Source organism: Bradyrhizobium sp. LB13.1 (assembly GCF_054056815.1).
In genome coordinates this window covers 4902614-4927794 of record NZ_JBSRYQ010000001.1, presented here as the reverse complement: position 1 = coordinate 4927794, position 25181 = coordinate 4902614, and the positions used below count along the sequence as shown (strand labels likewise).

Below are 25181 nucleotides of genomic sequence, written 5' to 3'. Positions count from 1 at the left end.
AAAGACAGATTACCCGAACGCGCGTCGCAGCCGCTGCGCGAGGTCGAACAGCATCTGGTTTTGTTTCACCAGCCGCTTGCCGTGGCTCAGCGAGGACATTGCCATCGCCGCGAGTTTTCCGCGCGACGTCAGCGGAACAAAACTGTCGAAAATGTTCTGGTCGTCCTTGCAGAACATCCGCTTGTACTCGTCCGAGCCGATGCCAAGGTCGAGCGAACGGTAGCCGCGCTCGGCATAGCGGTCGATGATGTAGCGCATCAGGATCAGCCCGGGGCTGTAACGGGCGTGCTCGGACATCGTGTAGGTGTTGAACATCATCGAGTAGCGCTGGCCATCGGCGACGCCGGCGAAGATCGCGATCACCTCGTCGTCGCATTCGAGCGCGTGGATGTCGATGACGCGGCCTTCACCGCGCAGCGCAAGGCAGGCGCTGCGGACGAATTGCTCGACGCCGGGCTCGGCGAAGACGTTGGGAAGCTTCTGTTCGGCCATCCGCGCCGGCTTGACGCGGAAGAACCAGTCGAGCAGGCGGGTGACGTCCGTGTCCGTGGTCGCCAGGTGATAGCGATAGCCGGCGAGAGCCTGGAGCTTCTTCTCCTTGCTCTTGAGACGACGGCGGAGGGAATTGCTGATCCGCGACGCCGGCGGACCGCCCGGCTCCATCGTGAGCAGCGGGCAACCGTTGATCGCGCTCTGGCGCGGCAGCAGCACAAACGGATTCTGCTGGTCGTGCCAGTGCAGCGGCTGCTGCGTCAGTGCGAGCACGTCGACATGCTCGCGCAAGGACGCAAGCAGCACGTCGAGATCGGCGATGGCGACCTGCGCTGCAAACTCGGCGTTCCACAGGCCCATGTTGAAGGTCGTATGCTTGCCGCCCATGAAGCAGGCCGTGCGCACGCCGTGGTTTTGGCGCAGCGAGAGCGGCAGCAGCAGGAGCGGCCGATGCCCGGCGTCGCGGGCAATGACGATGAAGGGGCGGGCGCGTTCGTGTTCGCCGACCAGGCCCTGCCAGGGACTCAGCAGGTCAAATCGCTGATAGGGCGTGAAGAGGTGACCGGGCTCCTCGAAGGCGCGCCAGACCGCCTCGGCCGTGCCGAGATCGGTGACGATATCGACATGCGCGATGCGGCTCGCTTTCGACCGCGCTGGCGATTCTGCCGTCCGGCTTTGCATCGCCGCAGCCATGGTCATTCGCGAAACCTGTCGAGAAATCAAAAATGTGCGTAATTCGGCCTGTGGCCGACCTTTGCAAAGAAATGTCAACAAAGGGTAATGACTATGGGGAGGGGAAACGGGCGCCGACGGGCGTGAAGGTGGGATATGGCATCCGACGACAGATGGCTGGAACGGCTGCGCCTCGAGCTGACCTGGTTCACCGGCCAGGCGGCGCTGCGTAGTCGTGGTGCCGGCGCCATCCTGCGCCTTGCGCATGTGCGGCCGCGGCGGCGCGGCGGGTTTCAGCCGCTGCGCGAGAACGAGATCACGCCGCACTTCCTCGATCGCGCCATTCGCGCGCTGAAGCGGTGGAATTATGATTTTCTCGGCATGGACGAGGTCTGCCGGCGCGCGGTGACGCTGCCGGAAACGCGGCGCTTCGTGGCGCTCACCTTCGACGGCGCCGGCAAGGATCTGATCGACTTTGCCTATCCGGTGCTGGCGCGCCACGGCGTGCCCTTCACGATTTATGTGCCCACGGCGTTTCCCGACGGCGTCGGAGAAGCCTGGTGGCTCGGACTCGAGCAGGTGATCGCGCGCGAGAGCCGTGTCAGCCTGTTGATGGGCGAAAAGGAGCAGCGCTTCACCGTCACAGGCAAAGCCGAGAAGCAGGCGCTGTTTTCGTTCGTCGAGTGTTGGCTGCGCTCGCTGCCGCCGGCGGATGTGTCGGCTGCGATCGCCGATCTCTGCACGCGCTACCGGATCGACCTTGCCGCGCTCTCTCGCGAGGCGTCGATGAATTGGGAGGATCTGGCGAAGCTCGCGGCCGATCCGCTGGTGACGATCGGCAGCGCGACCGTGAACTATCCCGTTCTCGCCAACATGAAGGATGCAGCCGCGCTGCGCGAGATGACGATGGGCAAGGCGGTGGCGGAAGCGGCCTTCCATCGCGACATCCGGCATCTCGCCTTTCCGTTCGGCGATCGCGCCTCGTTCCGGCGCAGCCATGTCGTGATGGCGGAGGAGGCCGGCTTCGCCAGCGCGGTGTCGACGATCCCGGGCATCGTGGATGCGGAGGGACGCACCAATCTGCGCGCGCTGCCGCGCATTTCCTGGGATGGCGGGGTGCGCTCGCTGCGCATGCTACGCGTGCTGGTGTCGGGCACGGCCTTTGCGCCGGTGAAGCCGACCGGTACCGCTACGAACTAGAGGCGCTACGAACCAGACTTGGCCCGGTCGGGCCGCTGCATCCAGCTCACGATCGGCATCGCCGGCAGCACCCAGCCCATGCCGACCACCACGTAATAGATCGCCTGCCGCCAGCCGGACTCGGCGATCCATGGCATCTGCGCCAGCGCCATGCCGAGCAAGGCCCAGACGGTGGCGAGCATCAGGAGGAGGATGGTGCCGAGGAACTTGCGGGTGCGGATCGTCATGACGGAATATTGCGGCTTTCGCGTAACTTGCGCTGCGGGAGCGGGGGACTATAAGGGGCACGCAGTCCGGTTCAAGCTCTGGTTTTTGCCTCGAATGACGACGATTTCCGCCCCGTCCGAGCCGTATCGCGCCGTGCGCTGGTGGCTGATCTCCGTGGCGGCGCTGATCGCTCTGATGGTGCTGGTGGGCGGCGCGACTCGGCTGACGGAATCCGGCCTCTCGATCGTCGAATGGAAGCCGGTCACGGGCAGCGTGCCGCCGCTCTCGGAAGGGCAGTGGACGGCGGCCTTCGAGGCCTACCAGAAGATCCCACAATATCGCGAGCTCAACGCGGGCATGAGCCTGTCCGAGTTCAAGGAGATCTTCTGGTGGGAATGGAGCCACCGGCTGCTCGGCCGCTTCATTGGGGTCGCCTATCTGCTGCCGTTCCTGTTCTTCCTGTGGCGCGGCGGCCTGTCGGGTGAGTTGAAGCGGCGGCTGTGGCTGCTGTTTGGGCTTGGCGGGCTCCAGGGCGCGGTTGGCTGGTGGATGGTGGCCTCGGGGCTGTCCGAACGGGTCGAAGTTTCGCAATATCGGCTGGCGACGCATCTGGTGCTCGCGCTGCTGATCTTCGCCGGCATCGTCTGGACGGTGCGACGGCTCGCCGAGCGGCCGCAGATCGCAGCACCATCGCGGCTGCGCTTCACGAGCGCCTTGCTCCTCGTCGTGACCTTTATCCAGATCTATTTCGGCGCGCTGGTTGCCGGCCTGCGCGCCGGGCGCGCCTACAACACCTGGCCGCAGATCGACGGCGCGTTCATTCCCTCGGCTGAGCGGCTGTGGTTCGAGACGCCGTGGTGGCGCAACATGTTCGACAATGTGCTGACGGTGCAGTTCGAGCATCGCATGACGGCATATGCGCTGTTCGCGCTGGCGGCGTTGCACGCGTTCGATGCGGTGCGTTCACGCGCAGGTTCTGCGGCAAGCGGCGCGCTTTTGCTGTTGGGCGCGGTAAGCCTGCAGGCAGTGCTCGGCATTCTCACGCTGCTCAACCAGGTGCCGATTGATCTCGCGCTGGCGCATCAGGCGGTTGCGCTCGTGGTGCTGACGCTTGCGGTGATGCAGACAGAGCGGCTCGCTGCGCGTGGCTCAACCGAAGCGCAGCCGCGGGCGATTCCTGTCAGTCAGCCCGGCTGATCACTACCAGCCCGGCTGATCAGCAATAGCCGTAGATGCCGCACGAGTAGGGCAGGCGCCAGAAATAATCGACCTGCTTCCCGCCGTAATACGGGCCCTGATAATCGTAATCCCACGGGCGGCCGTAATAGCCCGGCAGCGTGTGGGAGCCCGGCAGCAGTGGCGTACCCGGCAGGTTGCGGATGTAGCTGCCGATGCCATAGGCCGGCGAGATCAGCGCATCCGGATCCGTCTCGACATAGACCTGCGGCGGCTCCTGCGGCGGAGCGGCGGGCCGCCGTTTCGGCGTGGCCGGCAAATCGGCGGCAATCGCAGCTGAGACCGTCAGCATCGCCGCAAGGGCAGGCACCATCCAGCGCAGCATCGTCGGCTCCGAATCAAAGGGGCGATCCAGTGACGATGTATGCGGCAGATATGGTTAATGACTGTTAACGGAGGCCGTCTTCCGGGACGCACCCAAGCGCCCCGGAATGACCGAGCAAGCTACGCGCCCAGCGCCTGTTCCAGATCGGCGATCAGATCTTCCTTGTCCTCGATGCCGATCGAGAGCCGCACCACGTCGGGGCCGGCGCCGGACTTGACCTTGGCAGCGTCGTCGAGCTGGCTGTGCGTGGTCGAGGCCGGATGGATGACGAGCGAGCGGGTGTCGCCGACATTGGCCAGATGCGAGAACAGCTGCAACTTCGACACCAGGCTGACGCCTGCGTCGTAGCCGCCCTTCAGGCCGAAGGTGAACACGGCGCCGGCGCCCTTCGGCGCGTATTTGCGCGCAAGCTGGTAGTACTTGTCGCTTGCAAGGCCCGCATAGTTCACCGAGGCCACCGCCGGATGGCCGGCGAGGAATTCGGCGACCGCCTTCGCATTGTCGCAGTGCTTCTGCATGCGCAGCGGCAGCGTCTCGATGCCGGTGAGGATCATGAAGGCATTGAACGGCGACAGCGCGGGGCCGAGGTCGCGCAGGCCGAGCACGCGGCAGGCGATCGCGAAGGCGAAATTGCCGAACGTCTCCTGGAGCCGGATGCCGTGATATTCGGGCCGCGGCTCGGACAGCATCGGATATTTGCCGCCGGTCGACCAGTCGAAGGTGCCGGCATCGACGATGATGCCACCGATCGAATTGCCGTGGCCGCCCAGAAACTTCGTCAGCGAGTGCACGACGATGTCGGCACCGTGATCAATCGGCCGGATCAGATAGGGCGAGGCCAGCGTGTTGTCGACGATCAGCGGTACGCCCGCCTTGCGCGCCACCGTCGAGACCGCCTCGATGTCGGTGATGCTGCCGGCGGGATTGGCGATGGACTCGATGAAGATCGCTTTCGTGCGCGGCGTGACCGCGCGCTCGAAGCTCGCGATGTCGTCGGGATCGGCCCACACCACGTTCCAGCCAAAGCTCTTGAACGCATGCGTGAACTGGTTGATCGAGCCGCCATAGAGCTTTCGCGCGGCGATGAACTCGTCGCCGGGCTGGAGCAATTGCTGCAGCACCACGACCTGCGCGGCATGGCCCGAGGCCACGGCAAGCGCGGCCGTGCCGCCTTCGAGCGCCGCGACGCGTTCCTCCAGCACCGCATTGGTGGGATTGCCGATACGGGTATAGATGTTGCCGAACGCCTGCAGGCCGAACAGCGAGGCGGCGTGGTCGGCGTCGTTGAAGACAAAGGATGTGGTTTGATAAATCGGAGTCGCGCGCGCACCGGTGGTGGGATCGGGCTGTGCACCGGCATGCACGGCGAGGGTCGAAAATCCCGGAAGGCGATCGCTCATTGAGGCGTCCTGTTCTGGTGGTCTGAAATCGCGCGGCATGCTGATTGGCGCCGCGGCTGCCGTCAAGGCGGCGCTTCACATCAGAATGATCGTGCTACGCATTGTCGCGTTCGCGAAATGTACCCGTCGCAATTGCGTCAGCTTTGCTCGGTCTTGTTTTTGGCGGCGCGATCCGATGCCGCGGTCTCGCCACCGCCGACACTCATCCGATTGAGGGATAAGCGCATCCCCTGCGTCGGTACCGGGGGGCGCTTGGAACTCAGCGTGCGCGAATTGACGCCCATCCAGGAGATCTCCGAGGACAGACGGCCATATTCGATCTTGGGGCAGCGGTTCATCACCACCTTGATACCGACCGATTCCGCTTTCAGCGCCGCCGCATCGTCGCGAGCGCCAAGCTGCATCCAGATCACCGTCGGCAGCGGATCGAGTGTGAGAGCTTCCTCGACCACCGGCATGATGTGGCTGGAGTTGCGGAAAATGTCGATCATGTCGATGGGACGCCCGATGTCGGACAGCGAGGCGACGAAGGGCTTTCCGAGCAGCTCCTTGCCGACATGGCCGGGATTGACCGGAATCATGTCGTAGCCGCGCTGGGCCAGATATTTGAACGCGAAATAGCTCGGTCGCACGTTGACCGGCGAGGCGCCGACCATCGCGATCGACTTCACGCCGTTGAGGATGCCCCGGATGTAGTTGTCGGGATAGCTGTCGTGGTTCATTGGCTCTTCTTCTTGCTGTCATTGCGAGGAGCGAAGCGACGAAGCAATCCAGACTGTCACCGCGGAGATATCCTGGATTGCTTCGCTTCGCTCGCAATGACGAATTTCACTCGTCCCGCCATGTCGGCGTGCGCTTCTCGATGAAAGCGCCGATGCCTTCCTCGGCGTCGCGCGCCATCATGTTCTCTGTCATCACCTCTGCCGCATAGCGGTAGGCGTCCGCAAGGCTCATCTCGGCCTGGCGGTAGAACGCCTCCTTGCCGAGCTTGACGGTGTAGGCGGATTTCAGCGCGACCTGTTCGGCCAGCGCGATCGCGGCCTCGCGCTCGGTGCCAACGGCGACGACACGATTGACGAGCCCGATCTCGCGGGCGCGTGCAGCCGGGATCGGCTCGCCCGTCAGCAGCATCTCCATCGCCTGCTTGCGCGGCACGTTGCGCGACAGCGCCACCATCGGCGTCGAGCAGAACAGGCCGATGTCGACGCCGGGCGTGGCGAAGCTCGCAGCTTCCGAGGCGATCGCGAGATCGCAACTCGCCACGAGCTGGCAGCCGGCGGCGGTCGCGATGCCCTGGACGGATGCGACCACGGGCTTGGGCAGGTGTACGATCGCCTGCATCATCGCGCTACAGGCGGTCATCATCTCGGCGAAGAAGGCACGGCCGCGATCGGGGGCGTCGCGGCGCGCGGTCAGCTCTTTCATGTCGTGGCCGGCGGAGAAGGCGGGACCATTGGCCGCGATCACGACGCCGCGGACAGCCTTGTCGTCGCGGATCTCATTGAGCTCGGCACGCAGGCTTGCGATCATCGCCTCCGAGAGGCTGTTGCGGGCGGCCGGGCGGTTGAGGGTCAGGACCGCGATGGGACCTATGGTCTCGCGCAGCAGGATCGGCGGTTGCGGGGAGGGGGGCGCGGGCGGCCTGGACGGACATCGAAGCGTTTCCGGTTGGATTATTGCGATTGGATGACGCAGATAACTTAATGTAACAGGGGACGTGAAGCGAGGGTGAGGGGTAGCATGGCGTTAGCGAAAATGAGCGTGGCGGAGCTCGAGCAGTTTCTCCGCAACGAGTTTCCTCAGGCCTTCAGCGGCGACGACATCACGATCGAGAGCGCCGACGGCCAGGCTTGCCTTTTGCGTCAGCGCTACAGCGAAAGGATGCTGCGTCCGGGTGGAACCGTGTCCGGCCCGACGCTGATGGCACTCGCCGATTTCGCGATGTACGTGGTGCTGCTGTCCGCGATCGGGCCGATCGGGCTCGCCGTGACCACCAATCTCAACATCAACTTCCTGCGCAAGGGCCAACCCGGGCAGGACGTGCTGGCGGAGGCGCGGCTCCTCAAGCTCGGCAAGCGGCTGGCGGTCGGCGAGGTGAACCTGTTGTCCGGCACATCGCCCGATCCGATTGCCCATGTCACCTCGACCTATTCCATTCCAAATGCTTGAGCTTTTCGCTGGTATCTCGATACCATATTTTTAACCCGTTGATATTGAACATTTAAATTGCGCCTTTGGGCATTGACCATGGCGCCTCTGTTCTCTAGAAAACCGCTCAGTCCGGTGCGGTGTTCGCGCCGATGCTCCCCGTTCACGGAAACTTTGACATGAAAACCTTTTCGGCAAAGCCGGCTGAGGTGACGAAGAAGTGGGTACTGATCGACGCCAAGGGTCTGGTCGTCGGCCGTCTCGCCACCATCGTCGCCATGCGCCTGCGCGGCAAGCACCTCCCGACCTACACCCCGCACGTTGATTGCGGCGACAACATCATCATCATCAACGCGCAGCATGCGGTCCTCACCGGCCGCAAGCGCGAGCAGAAGACCTACTACAAGCACACCGGCTATGTCGGCCACATCAAGGAGCGCACCGCGCGCCAGATCCTCGAGGGCAAGCATCCCGAGCGCGTGCTCGAGAAGGCCGTCGAGCGCATGATCCCCCGTGGTCCGCTCGGTCGCGTCCAGATGGGCAACCTCCGCGTCTATGGCGGCGCCGATCATCCGCACGAGGCGCAGACGCCCGAGAAGATCGACATCGCCAAGTTGAACCGCAAGAACACGAGGGCCGCATAACATGGCCGAATCCATCCAGTCGCTCGACCAGCTCTCGCAGCTCAAGACGGCGGCCTCGCCCGACGCGCCCAAGCACGAGAAGAAGGTCGACAAGTTCAACCGCGCCTATGCCACCGGCAAGCGCAAGGACGCGGTCGCCCGCGTCTGGATCAAGCCGGGCGCCGGCAAGGTCACGGTCAACTCGCGCGAGGTCGAGGTCTATTTCGCCCGTCCCGTGCTGCGCATGATGATCGAGCAGCCCTTCTCCGTGGCCGCGCGTTCCGGCCAGTACGACGTGATCTGCACGGTCGCCGGCGGCGGTCTGTCCGGCCAGGCCGGTGCTGTGCGTCATGGCATCTCCAAGGCGCTGACCTATTTCGAGCCGGAGCTGCGCACCGTGCTCAAGAAGGGCGGCTTCCTCACCCGCGACTCCCGCGTGGTCGAGCGCAAGAAGTACGGCAAGGCCAAGGCCCGGCGGTCCTTCCAGTTCTCGAAGCGTTAATCGCTTCGGTCACATTCGCCGCGAAAGCGGCTTCAATGAGATGCAAAAGGGCGCTGATTTCAGCGCCCTTTTTGCTGTTCGTTTGTACGCAAATTGATGGCGTGTTTCCTGAAAAGTTGGGTCTGGATAAAAACCTGAATGGAAGGCGCGAGACATAGCGTCGCATCTGGAAGGGCGCGCAAATCGGCTGAGCCGGTCGCGTAACTGCTATGTCTAGAAGGGGGCCGACATGACGTCGCTCGATAGCATCACGCTCTATTTGGTCGCCACCATGATTGCCGCACTGCTCGGCGCCATGATGGTGTTTTTCGGCAGGCAGGAGAACAGCCCTGCGTTGAAATGGTGGGGCACCGCGTATCTCCTCGGCGCCGCATCGGTCGCGCTGTGGACTGCGGCCGGCGAAAAGCTCGGCCCGCATCTTTACCTCGCGCTGAACGCGGTCGGCTTCGTCGCCTGCGGCATGGTGTGGAATGCGGCGCGCGTCTTCCACGGTCGCAAGCCGAACTGGCCGGGTCTCCTGGTCGGCGCGCTCGCCTGGGCCGCTGCCGCTACGCTGCTCGATCCCACGGCGTCCATGCTGCGCATGATCGTCGGCGCCGGCATCGTCTCGGTCTATGCGGCGCTGACCGCGAGCGAGCTCTGGGTCGAGCGGCGCAAGAGCCTGCAACGGCGCTGGCCGGCCTTCGTGGTCCCGGTGATGCACGGCTGCGCCTTGATGCTGCCGATCCTGCTCGGCAGTTTCCTACGTCCGAACGATGCCGGCTTCTCCGGCAGCATCTGGGTCACCGTGTTCGCGGTCGAGCTCGTGCTTTATGCCGTCGGGACCGTGTTCGTGATCTTCATGCTGGTGTCCGAGCGCACGGTCACGGCGCACCGGACTGCCGCCTCCACGGACCCGCTGACCGGCATGCTCAACCGCCGCGGCTTCTCGGAAGCCTGCGGCCGCGTGATCGAGCGCGAGGCCAAGGCCGGCCGCCCGGTGACGGTGATGATCTTCGACATCGATCATTTCAAGTCGATCAACGACCGTTTCGGCCATCCCGCCGGCGACGAGATGCTGAAACTGTTCTCGACCGTCGTCGTCAGCAATCTGCGCATCACCGACATGTCGGGCCGGATCGGCGGTGAGGAGTTCGCTGCCCTCCTGCCCTGTTCGCTGGAGGAGGGCGTGCTGGTCGCCGAGCGCGTGCGCGAGGCGTTCGAAACCTCCGGCGTCGTGGTCGATGAAGGCCCGGTCGACACCACAGTCAGCATCGGCGTCGCCGGCGGTCCGGCCGGCACCGAGCTCGAGGTCCTGCTGGCCTCGGCCGACACTGCGCTCTACCAGGCCAAGCGCGGCGGCCGTAACCGCGTCGAGGCGGCGGAGGAGCTGCCACTGTCGCTGGAGAACTGGCGCCGCCAGAGCGCCGCGCGGATCGGCGTGCCCAAGACCCAATCCAAGACACAATCCGAGACGCAGCCGGCGACAGCCTAGGCAAAGGAGGCCTTGGGGTAAGCCCCTGTTTACCATTCGATCCCTAACATTGCGGTCATGGAATCGATCCGTCGACAGAACCCGCAGGCTGCCCTGATGTCGCTCGAAGCCCGAGCGGCCTCGGCACGCGGCGGTTTCGCTTGCCTCTTCTCTACCGCGGATGAATACGAGCGCGCGCTGATCAGCGAGCGCCGCGCCCAGGGGCGCTATGCGCAAGGCCGCAACTACTGGCCGCTCGCGCTGTTCGCCGGTTGTGCGCTCATGGCGGCGGGCACCGCTCTGCTGCTCGCCTGAGTGGTCTGCATTTTTGGACCGGGCAGGGCGCCGTTTCGGCGCCTTTTTCTTTGCCGCCGGCTGCGCTAGACACGCCCATCGAACAAAAATGGGTGGAAACAGATGATCACCGAGATCGCGCAAATCGACGTCAAGCCGGGCAGCGAGAAGGACTTTGAGGCCGCCGTCGCCAAGGCCAAGGCCGCTTTCGGCCGCTCCAAGGGTTTTCATGGTTTCGAGCTGCACAAATCGATCGAGAAGCCGCAGCGTTACCGGCTGATGGTGAAATGGGAGACGCTGGAAAGCCACACCGTCGACTTCCGCGGCTCGGAGAATTTCACCGAATGGCGCGGCCTCGTCGGCCAGTATTTTGCGTCGCCCCCGGAGGTCGAGCACACCGCGACCGTGCTCACAACCTGATGCCGGTCAGGCCGCCTCCGCCAAAGGCGGCGCCTCATACGCTTTGAAATGGTCGATCATGACCTTGGCGATGGCGACCAGTGGCAACGCCAGCGCCAGGCCCCAGATTCCGAACACGACGCCGAGCAGGATCTGGAACGCGAATAGCGTGGCCGGCGGGATGTCCAGTGCCTGGCGCTGAAGGATCGGCGTCAGCAAATAGCTCTCCATGGCGTGCACGCCCAGGAAGAGGATGAAGGCCGACAGCGCCGGGATCCAGCCCGAGGCGAGGCTCGCCAGCACCACGACGACGCCGGCAATGATGGCGCCGACGGTCGGGATGAAGGCGAGCAGGCCCGCCTGGATTCCCAGGATGAACGAGCCGGGAATGCCGATGACGGCAAGCCCGATCCAGGTCACGACCCCGACCGCAAGCATCACGACGATCTGCGCGATCAGCCAGCGCTCCAGCGTCTCGCCGATGCCGTCGATGATCAAGGCCACGCGAGTGCGATGCTTCGCCGGTGCAAGAAATAACAAGCCATCGTGATAGACGCTGGGCTGGGCGGCGAAGGCGAGCCCAAGAAACAGCACGATGAAGATGTTGCCGACGGCGCTGATCGTGCCGAGCAGCAGCTTGAAGGTCTGGCTGACGATCGCCCCGCCGCTTGAGGCGAGCGCGCCGGCACCGCTCGGCAATCCATGCGGGGCGGAACTGGGGGCGGGCGTCGAGCCGGCGTCGGTGGGGGCGGCGGGTCCGGCATTGCCGAGATCGAACACGCTGGTGTCGATGCCGTGGTTGTCGAGGAAGGACTTTACGTTCGTGATCTGCGACTTGATGGTCTTGCTCAGCACCGAAGCCTGATCGGCGATGGTAGCGCCGCCGAGATAGCCGACGCCCGCGAGCATTACGGCCAGCGCGGTGCAGACGATCGCGAGCCGGACCGCATGGGGCAGGTGAACGCGCCGCCCAAGCGCGTTGGTCAGCGCGTTGAGGCCAACGCCGAGCAGCATGCCGGTGAAGATCAGGAGCAGGGTGGTGGCAAAATACCAGCTGAACACCAGCATTGCCGCGAACAGCACGATGCCGATGCCCCCGACCGAGATCGACCAGGCCAGATCGTTGCGGGTCCGGGGCCGTTCATCTCTGGGAATGGTCACTTCGGGTCCTTTTCGAGAGCGGCGGGCGGGGCACTCTTTCGGCAAACGCGCTTCCGATCAAGACCGGGCAACGCGCTGGTTTGACGCTGCCGCGCGAACGGCGCAGAGCGATGAGGAATGAACAGGTGGAGGACGCTTGAGTTTCATCAGCAAATGGGCCGGTCTGCTCGGGCTTTTGGCCGTGCTCGTGATCGGCGATCAGATCCGGATCAACCGGCCCGGGCACAAATTTCGCCTCACGGTCGAGATGATGACGCCTGACGGGATCAAGACCGCATCCGGCATTCTGGCCGTCGTGCCCGACCGCAACTATAACCGCGGCGGCCACACTACGATGCGCGGGGAGGCGGTCTTCGCCGACCTCGGTCGGGGCAAGAACCTGGTGGCATTGCTGGCGCATCAGCAGGGCGGCAAGCTCGACCTCGATGACATCAACTACGTCGCGCTCCGCGCCTATGGCGCCGCGCGCGGCAACCGCGTCTCGTTTAGCGATATCAACCGGCAGACCGGCACCGTTCCGGTGCAGGGCGACCTCATTCCCGTGCTCGTGAGCTTTGGCGATCCCATGGAGCCAAATACCGCGCGCCTTGTTGCCGCCGACCGTGCGGAGGCGGTGCTGGGCGACGGCTACTCGATCCGCGGCCTCACCGCCGAGGTGGTGCCCAACGGATTCTGGCCGATGGATTTCGGGGGCGTGCTCGGGGAGCCCGTGACGCGCGGAATCGAGGCAAAACTGCCCTGGCTGGCTGCACAGGGCGAGGCGGCGGCCACCGCAGGGAAGGCCGCCGGCCTGCCCGTCGGCGGCGAGATCGAGGCCCGGGAGGCATTTGCGCGAAAATAGCATTGCCGTCCCGCGAAGCCTTCTGTTGAATTTGTTCCACCCCAAGGGCATGTTTGGAGAATCTTCTTACTGGAGAGGTCGGAACGGGAGATGAGAAAGCCGGTCGTCGGCGTGATCGGGAACGCCCATCGCGTCGAAAATCGATTTCAGGTCCAGATGGTCGGCGAACGCAATTTGCGTGCGGTGGCCGAGGTTTCCGGCGGCTTGCCGGTGATGTTTGCGGGAGCACCCGACATCACCGATCTCGGCGCGCTGCTCGATGTGGTCGACGGGATCGTGCTCACCGGCGCCCGGGCTAACGTCCATCCGACCCGCTTCAATGTCGATCCGTGTGAACGGCACGAGCCCTACGACATTCACCGTGATGAGGTGGCGCTGGCGCTGTCCATCGCCTGTGTGTCCCGCGGCATCCCGCTGTTCGGCATTTGCCGGGGCCTGCAGGAGATGAACGTCGCCTTCGGCGGCTCGCTGCACCCCGAGATCCGCGAAATCCCGGGCCGCATGAACCACCGCATGCCGAGGCTCGAAAACGGCGAGATCCATCCCGATCCGACCGTCGTGTTCGCCGACCGTCACGACGTCGATCTGACGCCCGGAGGCGCGTTCGCAACGCTGCTCGGCTGCGAGAAGATCAGGGTCAATTCGCTGCACGGCCAGGGCATCCTCGATCCCGGCAAACGCGTGCTGATCGAGGGTATCGCCGAGGACGGCACCATCGAGGCCATTCGCATCGCGGAAGCGCCGACCTTTGCGCTCGGGGTGCAATGGCACGCCGAATACGACCCGCAGTGCAATCCGATCAACCGAAAACTGTTCGAGGCGTTTGGCGAAGCCATCGTCGAACGCCAGCGCGCGGCGGCGTAGTTGAACGCGGTGTCGGAAGCTCTAACGCGAGCGCATTCCGCCCCATCGTTGCGAGCGCAGCGACGCAAATCCTGACAATTTGCATCTCAAGTCGTAGCGCGTCGCTGAGCTCCACATGCCTGCCACGGATTGCCGCAGTTCGATCCCGTCCATTGCATCGCACAATCGCAACCGCGGATGACAAGCCACCACATTGAGGTTTGGGAGAGGAACACCATATCTTTGGCAAGGGAGCCCTTGCCGTGCAGACCATGAAGGCGGCCCTCGTTGCGACAATCGGCATCGTCGCTTGTCTTTTTTATCTCCTTCCCGGCTCAGCGGAGGAGAATCGTCCTCTTGCAATCACTGTCACGATCGGGGGAGCCATTGGCCCGGCATCGGCAAGCTATCTGAAAGAGGCGTTGGTCAAGGCAGGCGAACGACGCGCCGAGATCGTGATTCTTCGAATGAACACCCCCGGCGGTCTCAACTCCAGCATGCGCGAGATCATCGCGGATGTGCTCGCCTCGTCCGTTCCTGTGATCGGCTACGTCGCGCCGGCAGGCGCCCATGCGGCGAGCGCCGGGACATATATCCTGTATGCGACCCATATCGCAGCGATGGCGCCAGGCACCAATATCGGTGCCGCGACGCCGGTGCAGATTGGCGGACCGCTTCCAGGCCTGCCGAGTGGCACGCCCGACAAGGACGGCAAGGACAAGAAGGACGAACCGAAAGACGCGATGACGGCGAAGGTGACGAACGATGCCGTCGCCTTTATCCGCAGCCTCGCCGAACTGCGCGGCCGCAATGCCGATTGGGCCGAGAAGGCGGTCCGTGAGGCCGCCACCCTGTCCGCCAACGGCGCGTTGCAGGCGCACGCCATCGACCTTGTCGCGCGCGATCCGGCCGACCTGCTTAGGCAAATCGATGGTCGCGACGTCGAGGTTGCGGGCGGCAAGACGCAACGCCTGGCAACGCAGAACGCCGTCATCGAAGCCGTCGATCCCGGGTGGATCTCCCGATTCCTGGCGGTCATCACCGATCCCAACGTCTCGTTCATTCTCCTGATGGTCGGCATCTACGGCCTGATCTTCGAGTTCATGTCCCCCGGTGCAGTCGCTCCGGGAGTGGTCGGGTCGATCTGCCTGCTGCTCGGTCTCTACGCCCTCAATTTGCTGCCGATCAATTATGCCGGCCTCGGCTTGATGCTGGTCGGGATCGCGCTCCTTGCCATCGAGGCGTTCAATCCGACCGTCGTGATCGGCCTTGGAGGCGTCGTCGCCTTCGTGCTGGGTGCCATCATGCTGGTCAGGGTCGAAGCGCCGGGGTACCGGCTGTCGTGGTCGGTCATCGCCATCGGTCGCGGCGGCGTTCACAGGTTTCGTTCTGATCGTGCTCGGCGCGCTTCGGCGCGCCCGCCGCGGTCCGCCGCGGGTCGGTGCGCAAGCCATGCGAGGCCTGACTGCCGAGGTCCTCGACTGGACCGAGAACGAGGGGCACGTCTTTACGCATGGCGAACGCTGGCAAGCGCGCGGCGCGGACATCTTCAAGCCCGGCGAGAGGGTCGAGGTCGCCAATATCGTCGACCTGACGCTGGTGGTCCGGCGTCCGGGCGCTGTGAGCGAGGGAGGTCAACTCTGATGTTTGAATATTCGATTTACGCAGTGCTTGCGCTGATCGTCATCATGTTTCTCACCCAGGCCGTTCGCATCCTCAGGGAATACGAACGCGGCGTTATCTTCACGCTTGGCCGCTTCACCGGGGTGAGGGGGCCAGGCCTCATCATCCTCATTCCGGTCGTGCAGCAGCTCGTCAAGGTCGATCTCAGGGTGATGGTGCAGGTCGTGCCGCCCCAGGATGTGATTTCGCGCGACAACGTCTCGGTCAAGGTCAATGCCGTTCTCTACTTCCGCATCGTCGATCCCGAGCGTGCCATCATCAAGGTCGGCGATTACATGGCTGCGACCAGTCAGCTCGCCCAGACCACGCTCCGTTCGGTGCTTGGCAAGCACGAACTCGACGAGATGCTGGCCGAACGCGACAGGTTGAACGCCGACATCCAGGAGATACTGGACAAGCAGACCGACGTCTGGGGCATCAAGGTCACCGGAATCGAGATCAAGGACGTCGATCTCAACGAAACCATGGTGCGTGCGATTGCCAAACAGGCGGAGGCGGAACGGTTGCGGCGCGCGAAGGTGATCAACGCGATGGGCGAACAGCAGGCCGCCGAAAAGCTGGTCGAGGCCGGCCGGATTCTCGCGCAGGAGCCGCAGGCGATGCAGCTGCGTTACTTCGCGGCTCTGCACGACATCGCGGGCGAGCGGTCGTCGACCGTCGTGTTTCCACTGCCAATCGGCCTGCTCGATCATTTGATGCCGCGGCGCGAGAACCCGTAGCTGGAAGGTCCTACGCTCTCAAACGAAAAGGCGCCCTCGCGGGGCGCCTTTTGCTTGTCGCATAGGGTTCGAGCCCGTTAGCCCGAATAGTACATCTCGAACTCGACCGGATGCGGGGTCATCTCGAAGCGGGCGACTTCGGTCATCTTCAGCTCGATATAGGCGTCGATGAAGTCGTCGTCGAACACGCCGCCGGCCTTGAGGAACGCGCGGTCCTTGTCGAGGTTTTCGAGCGCCTCGCGCAAGCTGCCGCACACCGTCGGGATCTGCTTGAGCTCTTCCTTCGGCAGATCGTAGAGGTCCTTGTCCATCGCCGGACCCGGATCGATCTTGTTCTTGATGCCGTCGAGGCCGGCCATCAGCATCGCGGCGAAGCCGAGATAGGGATTGGCGAGCGGATCGGGGAAACGCACCTCGACGCGCTTGGCCTTCGGGTTCGCCGTGTAGGGGATGCGGCAGGAGGCCGAGCGGTTGCGCGCGGAATAGGCGAGCAGCACGGGGGCCTCATAGCCCGGGACCAGACGCTTGTAGGAGTTGGTCGACGGGTTGGTGAAGGCGTTGATCGCCTTGGCATGCTTGATGATGCCGCCGATGTAGTGGAGGCAGGTCTCCGACAGGTCGGCGTATTTGTTGCCGGCGAACACCGGCTTGCCGTCCTTCCAGATCGACTGGTGCACGTGCATGCCCGAGCCGTTGTCGCCGAAGACCGGCTTCGGCATGAAGGTGGCAGTCTTGCCGTAGATGTGCGCGACCTGGTGGATGCAGTATTTGTAGATCTGCATGTGGTCGGCCATCAGCGTCAGCGTGTCGAACTTCATGCCGAGCTCGTGCTGGGCGGAAGCGACCTCGTGGTGATGCTTTTCGACCTTCACGCCCATCTTGGCCATGGCGCCCAGCATCTCCGAGCGCATGTCCTGCACGGAATCCTGCGGCGGCACCGGGAAGTAGCCGCCCTTGGTGCGGACGCGGTGGCCGAGATTGCCGCCTTCATATTCAGTGTCGGAATTGGTCGGCAGCTCCGAGGAGTCGAGACGGAAGCCGGTGTTGTAGGGGTTGGCGGAGAAGCGCACGTCATCGAACACGAAGAACTCGGCTTCAGGGCCGACGAACACGGTGTCGCCCACGCCCATCGACTTCACCATGGCTTCCGCTTTCTTGGCGATGCCGCGGGGGTCGCGGTTGTAGGGCTCGCCGGTGGTCGGCTCGAGCACGTCGCAGGTAATGACCATCGTGGTCTCGGCGAAGAACGGATCGATCGTCGCGGTCACCGGATCGGGCATCAGGCACATGTCGGACTCGTTGATCGCCTTCCAGCCGGCGATCGAGGAGCCGTCGAACATCGTTCCTTCGGCGAAAATTTCTTCATCGATCATGCTGATGTCGAACGTGACGTGCTGCCACTTGCCGCGCGGATCGGTGAAGCGCAGGTCGACGTATTTGACGTCGTTGTCCTTGATCGATTTCAGGACGTCTTTGGCGGTCTTCATGCATACCCCTTTTGGCTCTGCGGGTCGGTTTCCAAACTTCAAGCGACCGTGTTCACGCTTCTTGAGGCGCGCGAGGCACAAACAAAACGAGGCCGCCGAAGCAGCCTATTTCTTGTCAGAGTGTCGCCAAAATGCGGGATAGCACCCGGCTCAGATAGCGTCCAGCCCGGATTCGCCGGTTCGGATGCGGATCGCCTCTTCGATGTTGGAGACGAAGATCTTGCCGTCGCCGATGCGCCCGGTTTGCGCGGCGCGGCGGATCGCGTCAATGGCGCGTTCAACCAGATCGTCGCCGATGACGATCTCGATTTTCACCTTGGGCAGGAAGTCGACGATATATTCTGCGCCGCGGTAAAGCTCGGCGTGGCCCTTCTGGCGGCCAAAGCCCTTGGCCTCCGTGACGGTGATGCCCTGAAGGCCAACTTCCTGAAGCGCTTCCTTCACCTCGTCGAGCTTGAATGGCTTGATGATGGCTTCGATTTTCTTCACTGCGCGCCTCCCGGCCTGTCGATCAAATAGCAACGTCTTCGTCAGGATGCGCTTTTCTTAACGCACGATCTTGTCTTCGCTATGCCGGAATAACCTGACCAGTCCGGCAACAACGGCCGGCCACACCATGATAAATGCCAGTGAGCACGACGAACCGAAGCGGCTTCCGCGAAAGCAGGGTCTATGCCAAGTTGCAAATGCCCTGATTATTGGAGCGTTATCAGCCTTTTAACGTGCAGCCCTGATAGGTGGCGCCGACCGGCACAAAATACCGAAGACTACGAAATAGGCAAACGGTTCAATATCTGTGCAGATCGTTGTTCCGTCGGATGAGCCGGCACGAAACGTGCCTGTTGAAAAGGCGTTTGGACGGGGAAGTGGCATGGAAGTTCTAACCAACGCCGAAATGCAGCGCGCCGATCAGCTCAGTATTGCGGCAGGCACCCCTGGTTTCAAGCTGATGCTCAGCGCGGGCCAGGCGGTGACGGAGGCCGCCAATGCGCTGGTGGAGGAGGGGCCGATCCTGATCGTCGCCGGCCCGGGCAACAATGGCGGCGACGGCTTTGTCGCAGCTGCCGAGCTCGCCGCCCAGGGCCGCGAGGTCTCGGTGATCCTGATGTGCGAGCGCGACCAGCTTCAGAGCGATGCGGCCTCCGCCGCGCGCGGCTGGAAGCACCCGGTGCTCCCGTTCAATCCGCAGGCGATCGGCAGGCCCGCGTTGATCATCGATGCGCTGTTCGGCGCAGGCCTCAGCCGCCCGGTCGACGGCGAGGCGCGCGCGATGATCGAGGCGATCAACGCCAATGGCGCGCCGGTGCTCGCCGTCGATTTGCCGAGCGGCATCAACGGCACCAGCGCCGCGGTGCTGGGTGTGGCGGTGAATGCCACCGAGACCGTTACCTTCTTTCGCAAGAAGCCGGCGCATCTGCTGCTGCCGGGGCGGATGCATTGCGGCCACGTGCGCGTCGCGGACATCGGCATCGACGCGCAGGTGCTGGACGAGATCGCGCCGCAGATCTTCGAGAACGATCCGGATTTCTGGGGCGCGGCCTTTCCGGTGCCGCGCATCGACGGCCACAAATACGCGCGTGGTCACGTGCTCGCGGTCTCCGGCGATATGGCTGCGACCGGCGCGGCGCGGCTCGCCGCGCGCGGGGCGCTGCGCGCCGGCGCGGGCCTGGTGACCTTGGCCACGCCGCGTGATGCGCTCGCGATCAATGCGGCTGCGCTCACCGCGGTGATGGTTCGCCCCGTCGACACCGCGATCGAGTTCGGCGAGCTCCTCGGCGACAAGCGTTACAACACCTGCATGATCGGCCCCGGCGCGGGCATCGGCGATCGCACCTGCGATTTCGTCCACACGGCGCTTAACGCACAGCGGCATCTCGTGCTCGACGCGGATGCGCTGACCAGCTTTGCCGCGAATCCCGAGCGGCTGTTTGAATCAATCAAGTCCTCGCAGGACAAGGCGGTGGTGCTGACGCCGCACGAGGGCGAGTTTCCACGCCTGTTCTCCGACCTCAGCAACAAATATCCGGGCCGCTCGAAGATCGAGCGTGTGCGCGCCGCCGCCGAGCGCTCCGGCGCGGTCGTACTGCTGAAGGGCCCGGACACCACGATCGCCGCGCCCAACGGCCGCGCCACTATCGCCACCAACGCGCCGCCCTCGCTCGCCACCGCCGGCGCCGGCGACGTGCTCGCCGGCATCGTCGCCGGTCTCCTTGCGCAAGGCGTGCCGGCATTCGAAGCCGCCAGCATCGCGGTGTGGATGCATGGCGAGGCCGGGAGTGAGGCGGGGCCGGGGCTGATTGCGGAGGACCTGACCGAAACGCTGCCGGCCGTGCACCGGCGGATCTATAATGCGCTGGGGATCGAATACTAAATGCTCAGGCAACTCGCGCTCACCGATATGGGCGCGACTGCGCGAGTTCACCGGGCCGCATTGGACCATGCGATGCCCTGGCTCGTTGGGCTGCATACGCCGGATCAGGACCGCTGGTTCTACCGTGAGCGTGTCTTCGCGACATGCCGCGTGTGCGGACACTTCGACGGCGATGTACTGAGCGGGATCATCGCTTTCCGTGACGGCTGGATTGAGCAGCTTTACGTGCTTCCTGCTCTTCAAGGGCGCGGCGTCGGCACCGAACTCCTCGATGTCGCCAAGCATGCCTGCGAACGGCTGGAGCTCTGGACCTTTCAGCGCAACGCGTTGGCGCGGCGCTTCTATGAAGCGCGCGGGTTCACGCTGATCGAGCAGACCGACGGGGCCCGAAACGAGGAGAAAGAACCCGACGCCCGCTATCTTTGGACGCGCGATCGGCTTGATCTGCAGTCCATTGTAGTCTAAAAACTACATGTGATCGAACTCAAGCAGACTGAGACGTTTCGAAAGTGGCGATTGCGTCTCAGGGATGAGCGCGCCAGGGCGCTGATTGCTTCACGCTTGGATCGGCTCGCGCAGGGGCATGCTGGCGATGCTGAGCCCCGTGGGCGACGGGATCAGTGAACTGCGTATTCATTACGGCCCCGGCTATCGCGTCTATTTTCAGAAGCGGGGCAACACAATCATCGTTCTGCTTTGTGGCGGCGACAAGGGCACGCAGGCGAAAGACATCAAGACGGCAAAGCGATTTGCCAAGACCTGGAGTGGATGAGATGGGCGAGAAGCTGTCGACCTATGATCCGGCTGAAGATCTTCAGTCCGATGAGGCCATGGCCGTGTTCATGGAAGAAGCTTTCAAGACCGAGGATGCGGCCTATATCGCGCATGCCCTTGGTGTTGTCGCCCGGGCCAAGGGAATGACGCAGATTGCCAAGGACACAGGCCTTTCTCGCGAGCAGCTCTATCGCTCGTTCAGCACAAACGGCAATCCGACTCTCAAGACAACAATCGCGGTGATGAAGGCGCTCGGGATCGAGCTCACAGCCAAGCCGCACGCCTAGTCGGAGCCCCTCACTCCACCGCGTACCAGCGCACCAGCCGCGGCGCGGCCCAGTCGGTTGCGACGGATTCGATCAGCCATCGCCCGGGGGAGGCCGCAGCGAATGCGATGCGCTGGGTCTGGCCGGGTTCGATCGCGAGCGTGTCGAGCCAATAGGGCTTCCAGCCGTCGTCGAGCTTGTCGAGCAGGCGGAAATGGTGGCCGTGCAGGTGGAACACGGATGCGACCGGCCCGGGGTTCTTCAGCGCCAGCACGATGGTGCGGCCAGCCTTGGCGCGGAAGGCAGGAGCAGAGGACGTCGAGAAATTAGCAGGCCGTATCCACCCGGCGTCGGGTGCGCCGAGCGCGACATCGAACCGCAGGGCGCCTTTCAGATCGAGTCGGTCAGGCAGGTCATTTGACGGGAGCGGCTGTGGCGGCGCTAGTGGCACGCGCCGTTCCTGCTTGCCCGAGATCACGAGGCTGCCAACCTGGCGCCCCTCCTTGCCGTCATGCAGCAGGAATGAGGCCGAGGCGGCCGCATCGACAAAGGCGTCGGCGCGTGCGCCCGGGGCCAGCACGAGAGCGCCGCTGCGTGCCGAAAACGGCTCGGCCGGCTGTCCGTCGAGGGCGATCACGTGGACCTCGTGGCTTTCCAATTTGATCGCCAGAACAGAACGTTGCGAGCCATTGATAAAGCGCAGCCGCAGCCGTTCATTGGCCACGGCTGAGAGTTCGAATGAAGTCCGCCCGTTGATTGTATAGAGCGGGGTCGTGTCCTTGGGGTCCCGGCCCGGGGGAAGCGCGGTGCCATCCGGCCGCAGCCGCCATTCTTCGATCAAGAGAACCACGTCACGATCGATGGCGACCGGGTTGGTCTCGGCGGCGATGATCGGAAGCGGGCGCGCAGGCTGCTGCAGACCTTCCTCGAATAGGCGGAAGTCGGCCAGCAGGGTTCCGGCGCTTGGTATTGAAATAATTGATGTTTCAGTCGCGTCCGGCGCCGTCGGCGCACGGCCCCGGAGCGGGTCGGCTGCCGCGGGGCGATTGAGGCCGTACCAGACTGGTGCAAGCGGCACAGGCAGCTGGTTGCGGAAGACCACCTCGCAGCGGTCGCCGCGCTTGAGACGGACGTCTCCAAGGTGGCTTACGGCGGCCAGCTCCCAGATCGGTGTAGGCGGCTGACCCGGCCTCAGAGCCAGGGTTGTCGGCCGTGCCTGAAGGGCGAGCTGGGTGGTCACGAGCGGGCCTGCGCCGCCCACCATCAGCCCGGCCGCCGAGGCTCCAAAGCTGGCCAAAACCTCGCGCCTCGTCAGGGCAAAGATCCGCGTTTTCATGGGCCGATCCGGACCACGCCGCGGTGGATAAGTCCAGCCGCCGTGCCTACTTGAAGCGTGCCGCCAAGCGGCCATTTTTTTGCTGCGAACAGGCGGGCCCATGTTATAAGCCCGCCGCCCGCGGCATCGCGGCCGGTCTTGATGCAAATTTACGCGGGCGTGGCGGAACTGGTAGACGCGCTGGATTTAGGTTCCAGTGACGAAAGTTGTGGGGGTTCGAGTCCCTCCGCCCGCACCAAGCGCTTTCAGCGTTTGCACGGATTACGCGACCTGCTCCCGCGCGGATGTTTGTCCGCCTGAAGCCGGTCCGATGAACCACCGGCGTTGAGGCGTTTGCCTCGCGCCGGATCGATTAATGATAGCGTCCCGACGCATGCGCGCCGAGACCGAACGAGAAGAAGATTGGACGCCATGCAGGTCACAGAAACCCTCTCGGAAGGTTTGAAGCACGAGTTCAAGATCAGCGTTCCCGCGTCTGATCTCGACGCCAAGGCTGGTGCCAAGCTCGTCGACCTCAAGGACAAGGTCAAAATCAATGGCTTCCGTCCCGGCAAGGTGCCGGTCACGCACCTCAAGAAGGTCTATGGCCGCTCGGTGATGGCCGAGACCATTGACCAGACCATCCGCGACACCAACACGCAACTGTTCTCCGAGCGCGGCTTCCGCCTTGCGACCGAGCCGAAGATCACCATGCCGACCGAGCAGGCCGAGGTCGAGGAGCTGCTCAACGGCAAGACCGATCTGACCTACACGGTTGCGATCGAGGTGGTGCCGTCGATTGCGCTCGCCGACTTCAAGTCCTTCGAGGTCGAGAAGCCCGTCGCCGAAGTCACCGACGCCGACGTCGACGAGGCGATCAAGCGCATCGCTGATTCGAATCGCGGCTATGCCGCGAAGGCCGAGGGCGCCAAGGCCGAATCGGGTGATCGCGTCACCATCGCTTTCAAGGGCACCATCAACGGCGAAGCCTTCGAGGGCGGCGCCGGCGAGGGCATCCAGGTCGTGATCGGCTCCAACACCTTCATCCCCGGCTTCGAGGAGCAGCTCACCGGCATCGCCGCCAACGAGACCCGCACGCTGAAGCTGGCGTTCCCCAAGAACTACATGAACGACAAGCTCGCCGGTCAGCCGGCCGAGTTCGAGACCACCGCGACGCTGATCGAGGCGCCGCAGGATCTCGCGATCGACGACGAGTTCGCCAAGACGCTCGGCCTCGAATCGCTGGACAAGCTGAAGGAAGCGGCGCGCGAGCGGCTGGTCGCCGAGTTCGCGACCGCGACGCGCCAGCGCGTCAAGCGCGCGCTGCTCGACCGCCTCGACGAGGCGCATCGATTCGAGGCGCCGCCCTCGCTGGTCGACGAGGAGTTCAATCTGATGTGGAACTCGGTGAAAGCCGAGATGGACTCCGCCGGCAAGACCTTTGCCGACGAGGACACCACTGAAGACGCCGCCAAGGAAGAGTACCGCAAGATCGCCGATCGCCGCGTGCGGCTCGGCCTCGTGCTCTCCGAGATCGGCGAGAAGAACAAGATCAGCGTGACCGACGACGAGGTCGGCCGCGCCGTGATCGAGCGGGCGCGCTCGATGCCCGGCCGCGAGAAGGAAGTCTGGGACTATTACCGCAGCAACGCCCAAGCGTTGGCCCAGCTTCGTGCACCGATCTATGAGGACAAGGTCGTCGACTTCATCCTCGAGCTCGCCAAGGTGACCGAGAAGAAGGTCTCGCGCGACGACCTCTACAAGGACGACGAGGCGGAAAAGACCGCCGCCTGAAGGCTCCAGGAGGGCCCTCCACAGAGCCTTCCATTAAGGATGATCAGCGAAGAGGTCGAGCTAGCCAGGTGGCCGGCTGGGCCTCTTTGTACGAATCAGCTTCAAGTGCCTTACGGATTAAGCCTTAATTCGCTCCGCACTTGTCAGGCGCGAATTGGGCTATATCTGTCGGTACGCCTTCTGCTTCTACCAAGTTCTTCTACCAAGTTCCTGCATCACGGGACGTCCATCGGCCTTCCGGCACATCCAGCCAAACTGGCAGCCAAGACTGGCGATGTCCGCCTCTTCAAAACCCTAGGTGACTCATGCGCGATCCGGTTGAAACCTACATGAACCTCGTGCCGATGGTGGTCGAGCAGACCAACCGTGGCGAGCGCGCCTACGACATTTTCTCGCGCCTTCTGAAAGAGCGCATCATCTTCCTGACCGGACCGGTCGAGGACGGCATGTCGACGCTGATCGTCGCGCAGTTGCTGTTCCTTGAGGCGGAAAATCCGAAGAAGGAAATCTCGATGTACATCAACTCGCCGGGCGGCGTGGTGACGTCGGGTCTCGCGATCTACGACACCATGCAGTTCATCCGCCCGCCGGTCTCGACGCTGTGCACGGGCCAGGCCGCCTCGATGGGCTCGCTGTTGCTTGCTGCCGGCGAAAAGGACATGCGCTTCTCGCTGCCGAACGCGCGCATCATGGTGCATCAGCCCTCCGGCGGCTTCCAGGGCCAGGCTACCGACATCATGCTGCACGCCCAGGAAATCCTGAACCTGAAGAAGCGGCTCAACGAGATCTACGTGAAGCACACCGGCCAGACCTACAAGGCGATCGAGGACGCGTTGGAACGCGACAAGTTCCTGACCGCGAGCGATGCCAAGGAGTTCGGTCTGGTCGACAGGGTCATCGACAAACGCGCCGAAGAGGCGTCGGCGAAGACTCCGTAGCACTACGGTCACGGCGATCCCTCCGGGAATGCCGTGCA

Annotated in this window: 26 protein-coding genes, 1 tRNA gene and 2 pseudogenes; 19 read left to right on the top strand and 10 right to left on the bottom strand. The window is 63.9% G+C overall.

Going from position 1 to position 25181, the window contains the following annotated elements:
- Window positions 1–9: 9 nt before the first annotated feature.
- The gene (locus ACVWYI_RS23535; RefSeq protein WP_456663331.1) at window positions 10–1191 is read right to left on the bottom strand and encodes a GNAT family N-acetyltransferase; all 1182 of its coding nucleotides are present in this window, start codon (window positions 1189–1191) and stop codon (window positions 10–12) included.
- Between the two features lie 129 nt (window positions 1192–1320).
- Between ACVWYI_RS23535 and ACVWYI_RS23530 the strand changes: the two genes are divergently transcribed.
- Window positions 1321–2364: a polysaccharide deacetylase family protein gene (locus ACVWYI_RS23530; RefSeq protein ID WP_456663330.1), complete on the top strand. Its 1044-nt coding sequence runs from the start codon at window positions 1321–1323 to the stop codon at window positions 2362–2364.
- A 5-nt stretch (window positions 2365–2369) separates the two neighbouring features.
- Here ACVWYI_RS23530 and ACVWYI_RS23525 read toward each other — a convergent pair whose 3' ends face one another.
- Window positions 2370–2591 carry a DUF2842 domain-containing protein gene (locus ACVWYI_RS23525; protein ID WP_354104859.1) on the bottom strand — a complete coding sequence of 74 codons (222 nt, stop codon included), beginning with the start codon at window positions 2589–2591 and terminating at the stop codon, window positions 2370–2372.
- A gap of 94 nt (window positions 2592–2685) precedes the next feature.
- On the opposite strand from ACVWYI_RS23525, the gene ACVWYI_RS23520 reads away from it, so the two are divergent.
- Entirely contained in the window at window positions 2686–3768 is a 1083-nt protein-coding gene (locus ACVWYI_RS23520) for a COX15/CtaA family protein (protein WP_456663329.1), read from the top strand.
- Between the two features lie 19 nt (window positions 3769–3787).
- Here the strand turns inward: ACVWYI_RS23520 and ACVWYI_RS23515 are convergent, their stop codons facing one another.
- The 4 genes from ACVWYI_RS23515 to ACVWYI_RS23500 all read right to left on the bottom strand — a co-directional run bounded on the left by ACVWYI_RS23515 (window position 3788) and on the right by ACVWYI_RS23500 (window position 7206).
- On the bottom strand, window positions 3788–4132 hold the full coding sequence (locus ACVWYI_RS23515) for a hypothetical protein (protein WP_247349380.1): 345 nt from the start codon (window positions 4130–4132) through the stop codon (window positions 3788–3790).
- A 119-nt stretch (window positions 4133–4251) separates the two neighbouring features.
- Entirely contained in the window at window positions 4252–5532 is a 1281-nt protein-coding gene (locus ACVWYI_RS23510; RefSeq protein ID WP_247349379.1) for an O-acetylhomoserine aminocarboxypropyltransferase, read from the bottom strand.
- A 137-nt stretch (window positions 5533–5669) separates the two neighbouring features.
- The gene (locus tag ACVWYI_RS23505; protein ID WP_456663328.1) at window positions 5670–6254 is read right to left on the bottom strand and encodes a CoA-binding protein; all 585 of its coding nucleotides are present in this window, start codon (window positions 6252–6254) and stop codon (window positions 5670–5672) included.
- A gap of 106 nt (window positions 6255–6360) precedes the next feature.
- Window positions 6361–7206, bottom strand: coding sequence for an enoyl-CoA hydratase (locus ACVWYI_RS23500; protein WP_456664566.1), 846 nt, complete (start codon window positions 7204–7206; stop codon window positions 6361–6363).
- A 66-nt stretch (window positions 7207–7272) separates the two neighbouring features.
- Here ACVWYI_RS23500 and ACVWYI_RS23495 point away from each other — a divergent pair, with 66 nt between their 5' ends.
- The 6 genes from ACVWYI_RS23495 to ACVWYI_RS23470 all read left to right on the top strand — a co-directional run bounded on the left by ACVWYI_RS23495 (window position 7273) and on the right by ACVWYI_RS23470 (window position 10972).
- Entirely contained in the window at window positions 7273–7701 is a 429-nt protein-coding gene (locus tag ACVWYI_RS23495) for a PaaI family thioesterase (RefSeq protein WP_247349374.1), read from the top strand.
- Window positions 7702–7859: 158 nt separating this feature from the next.
- Window positions 7860–8324 (top strand): 50S ribosomal protein L13, encoded by a 465-nt coding sequence (gene rplM / locus ACVWYI_RS23490; RefSeq protein WP_092028874.1) that lies wholly within the window; start codon window positions 7860–7862, stop codon window positions 8322–8324.
- Window position 8325: 1 nt separating this feature from the next.
- Window positions 8326–8805 (top strand): 30S ribosomal protein S9, encoded by a 480-nt coding sequence (gene rpsI / locus ACVWYI_RS23485; protein ID WP_247349371.1) that lies wholly within the window; start codon window positions 8326–8328, stop codon window positions 8803–8805.
- Window positions 8806–9034: 229 nt separating this feature from the next.
- The gene (locus tag ACVWYI_RS23480; protein WP_456663327.1) at window positions 9035–10279 is read left to right on the top strand and encodes a diguanylate cyclase; all 1245 of its coding nucleotides are present in this window, start codon (window positions 9035–9037) and stop codon (window positions 10277–10279) included.
- A 57-nt stretch (window positions 10280–10336) separates the two neighbouring features.
- Window positions 10337–10573 (top strand): hypothetical protein, encoded by a 237-nt coding sequence (locus ACVWYI_RS23475; protein WP_456663326.1) that lies wholly within the window; start codon window positions 10337–10339, stop codon window positions 10571–10573.
- A gap of 102 nt (window positions 10574–10675) precedes the next feature.
- Window positions 10676–10972: an antibiotic biosynthesis monooxygenase family protein gene (locus ACVWYI_RS23470; protein WP_456649661.1), complete on the top strand. Its 297-nt coding sequence runs from the start codon at window positions 10676–10678 to the stop codon at window positions 10970–10972.
- A gap of 6 nt (window positions 10973–10978) precedes the next feature.
- Here ACVWYI_RS23470 and ACVWYI_RS23465 read toward each other — a convergent pair whose 3' ends face one another.
- Window positions 10979–12112 (bottom strand): AI-2E family transporter, encoded by a 1134-nt coding sequence (locus tag ACVWYI_RS23465; protein ID WP_456663325.1) that lies wholly within the window; start codon window positions 12110–12112, stop codon window positions 10979–10981.
- 136 nt (window positions 12113–12248) lie between these two features.
- Here ACVWYI_RS23465 and ACVWYI_RS23460 point away from each other — a divergent pair, with 136 nt between their 5' ends.
- The 4 genes and pseudogenes from ACVWYI_RS23460 (at window position 12249) to ACVWYI_RS23445 (ending at window position 16198) form a co-directional block, all read left to right on the top strand.
- Window positions 12249–12953, top strand: a complete 705-nt coding sequence (locus tag ACVWYI_RS23460; RefSeq protein ID WP_247349365.1) for a hypothetical protein — start codon at window positions 12249–12251, stop codon at window positions 12951–12953.
- Between the two features lie 90 nt (window positions 12954–13043).
- A complete protein-coding gene (locus ACVWYI_RS23455) occupies window positions 13044–13817 on the top strand; it encodes a gamma-glutamyl-gamma-aminobutyrate hydrolase family protein (RefSeq protein ID WP_247349364.1) in 774 nt (257 codons plus the stop codon).
- A 242-nt stretch (window positions 13818–14059) separates the two neighbouring features.
- Window positions 14060–15440 (top strand): annotated as a pseudogene (locus tag ACVWYI_RS23450) (NfeD family protein).
- Window positions 15440–16198, top strand: a complete 759-nt coding sequence (locus tag ACVWYI_RS23445) for a slipin family protein (protein ID WP_456663324.1) — start codon at window positions 15440–15442, stop codon at window positions 16196–16198. The pseudogene ACVWYI_RS23450 and the gene ACVWYI_RS23445 overlap by 1 nt, the downstream one beginning before the upstream one ends.
- 77 nt (window positions 16199–16275) lie before the next feature.
- Here the strand turns inward: ACVWYI_RS23445 and glnA are convergent, their stop codons facing one another.
- Window positions 16276–17685: a type I glutamate--ammonia ligase gene (gene glnA, locus ACVWYI_RS23440; RefSeq protein ID WP_456649666.1), complete on the bottom strand. Its 1410-nt coding sequence runs from the start codon at window positions 17683–17685 to the stop codon at window positions 16276–16278.
- Window positions 17686–17835: 150 nt separating this feature from the next.
- Window positions 17836–18174 carry a P-II family nitrogen regulator gene (locus tag ACVWYI_RS23435; protein WP_007603495.1) on the bottom strand — a complete coding sequence of 113 codons (339 nt, stop codon included), beginning with the start codon at window positions 18172–18174 and terminating at the stop codon, window positions 17836–17838.
- Window positions 18175–18556: 382 nt separating this feature from the next.
- On the opposite strand from ACVWYI_RS23435, the gene ACVWYI_RS23430 reads away from it, so the two are divergent.
- The 4 genes and pseudogenes from ACVWYI_RS23430 to ACVWYI_RS23415 all read left to right on the top strand — a co-directional run bounded on the left by ACVWYI_RS23430 (window position 18557) and on the right by ACVWYI_RS23415 (window position 21117).
- Window positions 18557–20056 carry an NAD(P)H-hydrate dehydratase gene (locus ACVWYI_RS23430; protein WP_456663323.1) on the top strand — a complete coding sequence of 500 codons (1500 nt, stop codon included), beginning with the start codon at window positions 18557–18559 and terminating at the stop codon, window positions 20054–20056.
- Window positions 20057–20521: a GNAT family N-acetyltransferase gene (locus ACVWYI_RS23425; protein WP_456663322.1), complete on the top strand. Its 465-nt coding sequence runs from the start codon at window positions 20057–20059 to the stop codon at window positions 20519–20521.
- 9 nt (window positions 20522–20530) lie between these two features.
- A pseudogene (locus ACVWYI_RS23420) lies at window positions 20531–20828 on the top strand (type II toxin-antitoxin system RelE/ParE family toxin).
- A 1-nt stretch (window position 20829) separates the two neighbouring features.
- Window positions 20830–21117 (top strand): addiction module antidote protein, encoded by a 288-nt coding sequence (locus ACVWYI_RS23415; protein WP_456649669.1) that lies wholly within the window; start codon window positions 20830–20832, stop codon window positions 21115–21117.
- 10 nt (window positions 21118–21127) lie between these two features.
- On the opposite strand, the gene ACVWYI_RS23410 is transcribed toward ACVWYI_RS23415, so the two are convergent.
- Window positions 21128–22432, bottom strand: coding sequence for a multicopper oxidase family protein (locus ACVWYI_RS23410; RefSeq protein WP_456664565.1), 1305 nt, complete (start codon window positions 22430–22432; stop codon window positions 21128–21130).
- A gap of 153 nt (window positions 22433–22585) precedes the next feature.
- Here ACVWYI_RS23410 and ACVWYI_RS23405 point away from each other — a divergent pair.
- From ACVWYI_RS23405 to ACVWYI_RS23395, 3 genes are all read left to right on the top strand, one after another.
- A tRNA-Leu gene (locus tag ACVWYI_RS23405) sits at window positions 22586–22670 on the top strand.
- A gap of 173 nt (window positions 22671–22843) precedes the next feature.
- Window positions 22844–24205: a trigger factor gene (tig, locus tag ACVWYI_RS23400; protein WP_456649671.1), complete on the top strand. Its 1362-nt coding sequence runs from the start codon at window positions 22844–22846 to the stop codon at window positions 24203–24205.
- A gap of 305 nt (window positions 24206–24510) precedes the next feature.
- Window positions 24511–25143 (top strand): ATP-dependent Clp protease proteolytic subunit, encoded by a 633-nt coding sequence (locus ACVWYI_RS23395; RefSeq protein WP_247349357.1) that lies wholly within the window; start codon window positions 24511–24513, stop codon window positions 25141–25143.
- Window positions 25144–25181: the final 38 nt, after the last annotated feature.